Origin of the sequence: Actinomadura logoneensis (assembly GCF_003428695.1) — a bacterium.
Taxonomy (GTDB): domain Bacteria; phylum Actinomycetota; class Actinomycetes; order Streptosporangiales; family Streptosporangiaceae; genus Spirillospora; species Spirillospora logoneensis.
In genome coordinates this window covers 1-4,384 of record NZ_QURH01000801.1, presented here as the reverse complement: position 1 = coordinate 4,384, position 4,384 = coordinate 1, and the positions used below count along the sequence as shown (strand labels likewise).

Here is a 4,384-nt window from a genome sequence, read left to right as displayed (position 1 = left end):
GTCCAGCAGCCCCGCGACGGCGGCGGCCAGCTCGTCCATGCCGCGCCCCGCCCGCGCGTCGATCGCGACGACCGGGACGCCGGTCCGCTCCGCCAGCGCCGCCGCGTCCACGGTCAGGCCGCGCGCGGCGGCCGTGTCGACCATGGTCAGCGCCACCGCGACCGGACGGCCCGTCTCCAGCAGCTGGGCGAGCAGGTACAGGTTGCGGGCCAGGTTCCCGGCGTCCACGGCGACGACGACGGCGTCCACCTGGCCGGTGACGATCAGCTCGCGGGTCAGCTCCTCGTCCGGGGAGCACGGCACCAGGCTGTAGGTGCCGGGGAGGTCGACGACCTCGACGCGCCGGTCGCCGGTCAGCCGCCACGGCCCGCGCGCCACGTCCACGGTCTTGCCCGGCCAGTTGCCGACGTGCTGCCGGGCCCCGGTGAGCGTGTTGAACACCGTCGACTTGCCGACGTTCGGGTTGCCCGCGAGCGCGACGACCGGGGTGCCGGGCGGGGCCGCGACCGCCGTCGAACCGCCGTGGCAGCTCGCCGCCTTGACCCCGCTCACGAGGAAGAGGCGGCGCGGGCCGCGGACGCCGGGACGGCGCCGGCCGCCGCCGCGGCCACCGGCTCGACGTGGATGACGTGCGCGATCTCGCGGTCCACCGCCATCCGGGCGTCCCCGATCGCGACGATCAGCCCGCCGGTGCCGCCGCGGGCGAGGACCCGCAGCACCGCACCCGGAACGAACCCGAGCTCCCGCAGCCGGCCGTTGCGCGCGGCGACCCGCCGCAGCCGCACCACCGAACCGGGGGCGCAGTCCGCCACCGTCATCTCGCCTCCCGAGCGAACACTTAGGTATAGCTAACCTACGCCGGTTCGCGCCGGGACGGAATCCGGGGCCGTCGTGACCCCCGCCACCGGGCTCCCCCCGGATCACGCCGCGCGGGCAGGGCCGCCCGAGGGGGCGGGGCTCAGGGGCGGGCGGTGGCGCCGGCCAGGAGGGCGCGGTGGTTCCCCGACAGGCCGGACGGCAGGTCGTCCGGCGCGAACCAGCGGGCCTCCAGCACCTCGGTCGGGTCGATGCGCAGGTCACCGCCGGTGAGGCGCGCCGTCCAGTAGGTCTCGACGCGGTACCGGTAGCCGCTGAAGACCGCGACCGGCGGGCCCGTGACGGCCACCTCCAGGCCCGTCTCCTCGCGGATCTCCCTGGCCGCGGCGTCCTCCAGGCGCTCCCCGGCGTTGACGTACCCGCCGGGCAGGCCCCACGGCCGCGACTCCGGCCAGAGCCGGTGCCGCAGCAGCAGCACCCGGCCGTCCTCGTCGTGGACGACCCCCGCCGCGTAGACGAGGAACCCGTGGTGCCGCCAGCGCACCAGCCGCCACTGCCAGCGTCCGCCCAGCCTCCGCCAGATCCCGACTCCGATCGCTCGCACCACCCCATCCAACCGGAACCGGCGCGAAAGGTCGCCTATCGGGGGGTTTCCAGGGCGTTCACCTGGCGCTTACGGTCGCCGTCCTAGGGTTCCTCTCACGTGGTGGCCGGGTTCGCGGTGCGGGTGTGAGGGGACCCGGCCACCCATTTCGTCCAGACGTCACGGAGCCGGGAGGCGGTGACCGCCCCCCGGCTCCCGGAACAACGTGGTCTCAGTGCCTGCCTTTGCCGGACTTGGCTCCGGCGGCGGCCAGCACCTTGTGCACCGGCCCGTGCGAGGACTTGCGGTGCGGGACGCCCGCCTTCTTCTTGGCGGCCTTGGCCTGCTTCTGCGCCGCCTTGAGGACGGCCGCGCCGGCCATCATCCCGGCCGCCGCCTTGCGCCGCCGGGCCTTGGCCTGGGCGCCGGCCTGCCTGCGCAGCGCCTTCACCTCGGCCATCGCCTCGCGCCGCCGCGCCGACACGTCCGCCATGGCCTCCCTGCGCTGGGCCTTGATCTCCGACGCCGCCTGCCGGCGCAGCTCCTTGGACTTCATCCCCGCCTGGGACTGGGCCTCGCGGAGCTGGCGGCGCAGGTCGGCGACGTGCTGGTTGCGGCTGGGCGCGCCCGCCACCATCAGCAGCGCGCCGAACAGCGCCGCGTTCTTCAGCAGGTGGGAGCGCTCGCTCGCGCGCCGCTCCGGGTCGTCCTCGGTCCAGTAGTGGTGCTCGGTGGCCAGGGCGGGCAGGAGCTGGGCCGCGGCCATGACCGTGGCCAGCCGGCGGAAGCGGCCGGTCAGCAGCAGCGCTCCGGTGCCGAGGCTCATCGCGCCCTGGATCCGGACGAGCGTCACGGGATCCTTGGGCAGCCAGTCCAGCTGGTCGGCGATGGGCTTGAGTGCGGGCGCGACCTGCTCGGCGCGCGGACGCGGATCGCGCATCGTCTCCAGGCCGGTGATGATGTACGGGGCCGCCACCAGCGGGCGGGCCGGGCTCTTGAAGGGTCGCATGTTGGGCTACATGCCCAGCACTCCAGCGGTCAAGCACGGGAGGATGGGGCCATGTGCGGACGTTACGCCACGACAAGGGCGCGCCAGGAGCTGCTCGACCAGTTCGCGATCCAGGCGGACGAGACGGGGGGCGGGCTCGAACCGGACTACAACGTCGCTCCGACCGATCCCGTCCCGGCCGTGCTGATCCGGCGTCCGGGCGGGGAGGCCGAGGAGGAGGCCGAGGCCGTCCGGCAGCTCCGGATGCTGCGCTGGGGCCTGGTGCCGTCCTGGGCCAAGGACGTGTCCGTCGGCGCCCGGATGATCAACGCGCGGGTCGAGACCGTCGCCGAGAAGCCCGCCTACCGCCGGGCCTTCGCGCGCCGCCGCTGCCTGCTGCCCGCCGACGGCTACTACGAGTGGTACACGCTCCAGGACGACCCGGCCACCGACGAGAAGGGGCGCAAGAGGAAGCCGCGCAAGCAGCCCTTCTACATCCACCCGAAGGACGGCGGGGTCATGGCGATGGCCGGCCTCTACGAGCTGTGGAGGTCGCCGGACGGGGAGTGGCTCTGGAGCTGCACCCTCATCACCACCGACGCCCCCGACGACCTCGGCCGCATCCACGACCGGATGCCCATGGTCGTCACCCCGGACCGCTGGGACGCCTGGCTCGACCCCGACCTCACCGCGCCCGAGGAGATCCGCGGGCTGCTCACCCCCGCGATGGCCGGGACCATGGACGCCTATCCGGTCGCCACGCTCGTCGGCAACGTGAGAAACAACGGTCCGCGACTCATAGAACCCCTCGCGGACGGGGATATCCAGGGCAGTACTTCCGGAACCCTGTTCTGACCCCCCGCCACGCGGTTCCGACCCCCGCCACGCGGACGACGGCGCCACCCCCGCGCGCGCCCGGGGCTCCGGGAGGAGAACGGAGCGCCGTGGACACCGTCGACCTCGTCACCGCCCGCGCCCGCCTGGAGGAGCAGCGCGCCGAGCTGGACCGGTCCATCCGGATCCTGACCGGGGAGCGCCCGGCCACCGAGGGCTCCGCCGCCGACGCGGGCGCGTGGCTCACCGCCACCGAGCGCGTCGAGGCGTCCCTCGCCTCCCTGCGCCGCCAGCGCGCCGCCGTCCAGGCCGCCCTGGAACGCCTCGGGGACGGCACCTACGGCCTGTGCGTGACCTGCGGGAAGCCCGTCCCGCCGGGCCGTCTCGAGGCCCGTCCGGACGCCGCCCGCTGCGTCCCGTGCCAGTCCAAGCGCGACCGCCGCTTCCACTGACGCGGCCCCCCACGGCCCGCCGGCCCCCAGGGGCCGGGCGGGCGGGTGGACAAGGCCGTCAGACGCGGACGGCGCTGGCCAGCAGGTGGATCCCCAGCGACTCGTCACCCGGCGGGACGTTGAGCTCCGTCCGGACGAGCCGGGGCAGCGCCCCCGGGGACGTCGCCAGTACGTGCTCCACCGTGGACGCCGACAGGGCCGTGCGCGGCCGGATCCACTCCACCTCCAGGCCCGCGTCCCGCAGCAGCTCCCGCAGCTCGTCGGACTGGAAGCACCGGGTGATCGTCCCGTCCGGCCAGGGCACCAGGACGACCTCGGCGCGCGGCACGTCCGACAGGTGCGCCCAGCAGTTCTGCTCGGCGAGCAGGGCCATGCCGAGCGTGAGCGAGTCGACCGACAGCAGGACGCGCCCGCCCGGCCGCAGCACGCGCGCGATCTCGGCGACCGTGGACTCGGCGACCAGGTGCCGCGACAGCATGCGGTTCTCCGCGACGACGGCGTCCATGGACCCGTCCGCCAGGAACGACGCCGCCCCGGGATCGCCCACGACGCGCCGCACCTCGCCCGGCGGGACGGCCGGACGCACCGGACCGAGTCCCGGGATGCGCGGCGGGACGCGGGGCGTCCCCCCGGGCGGCCGGGGCCCCGGCGCGATGCCGCCCCGCCCGCGTCCGTTCACCGGGACGCGCCCGCCGCCGAGGAGGTCGTCCG

At 75.3% G+C, this 4,384-nt stretch carries 7 protein-coding genes; 2 read left to right on the top strand and 5 right to left on the bottom strand.

What is annotated here, in order from left to right; translation table 11 throughout:
* From DZF91_RS27685 to DZF91_RS27670, 4 genes are all read right to left on the bottom strand, one after another.
* Positions 1-552: FeoB small GTPase domain-containing protein (locus DZF91_RS27685; protein WP_199486941.1), on the bottom strand; the 552-nt coding region annotated here is incomplete at its 3' end.
* Positions 549-818 (bottom strand): FeoA family protein, encoded by a 270-nt coding sequence (locus DZF91_RS27680; protein WP_117360077.1) that lies wholly within the window; start codon positions 816-818, stop codon positions 549-551. The genes DZF91_RS27685 and DZF91_RS27680, both read right to left, overlap by 4 nt.
* Before the next feature lie 140 nt (positions 819-958).
* Entirely contained in the window at positions 959-1,420 is a 462-nt protein-coding gene (locus DZF91_RS27675; protein ID WP_328589223.1) for an NUDIX domain-containing protein, read from the bottom strand.
* 211 nt (positions 1,421-1,631) lie between these two features.
* Positions 1,632-2,408, bottom strand: a complete 777-nt coding sequence (locus DZF91_RS27670; RefSeq protein WP_117360075.1) for a DoxX family membrane protein — start codon at positions 2,406-2,408, stop codon at positions 1,632-1,634.
* A 51-nt stretch (positions 2,409-2,459) separates the two neighbouring features.
* Between DZF91_RS27670 and DZF91_RS27665 the strand changes: the two genes are divergently transcribed.
* Together DZF91_RS27665 and DZF91_RS27660 are read left to right on the top strand one after the other, a co-directional pair.
* Complete coding sequence (locus DZF91_RS27665) at positions 2,460-3,242, top strand: SOS response-associated peptidase (RefSeq protein ID WP_117360074.1); 783 nt, start codon at positions 2,460-2,462, stop codon at positions 3,240-3,242.
* 89 nt (positions 3,243-3,331) lie between these two features.
* Positions 3,332-3,673: a TraR/DksA family transcriptional regulator gene (locus DZF91_RS27660; protein ID WP_117360073.1), complete on the top strand. Its 342-nt coding sequence runs from the start codon at positions 3,332-3,334 to the stop codon at positions 3,671-3,673.
* A gap of 58 nt (positions 3,674-3,731) precedes the next feature.
* On the opposite strand, the gene DZF91_RS27655 is transcribed toward DZF91_RS27660, so the two are convergent.
* The coding region (locus DZF91_RS27655; RefSeq protein WP_117360072.1) for a methyltransferase domain-containing protein at positions 3,732-4,384 on the bottom strand (653 nt) is incomplete at its 5' end.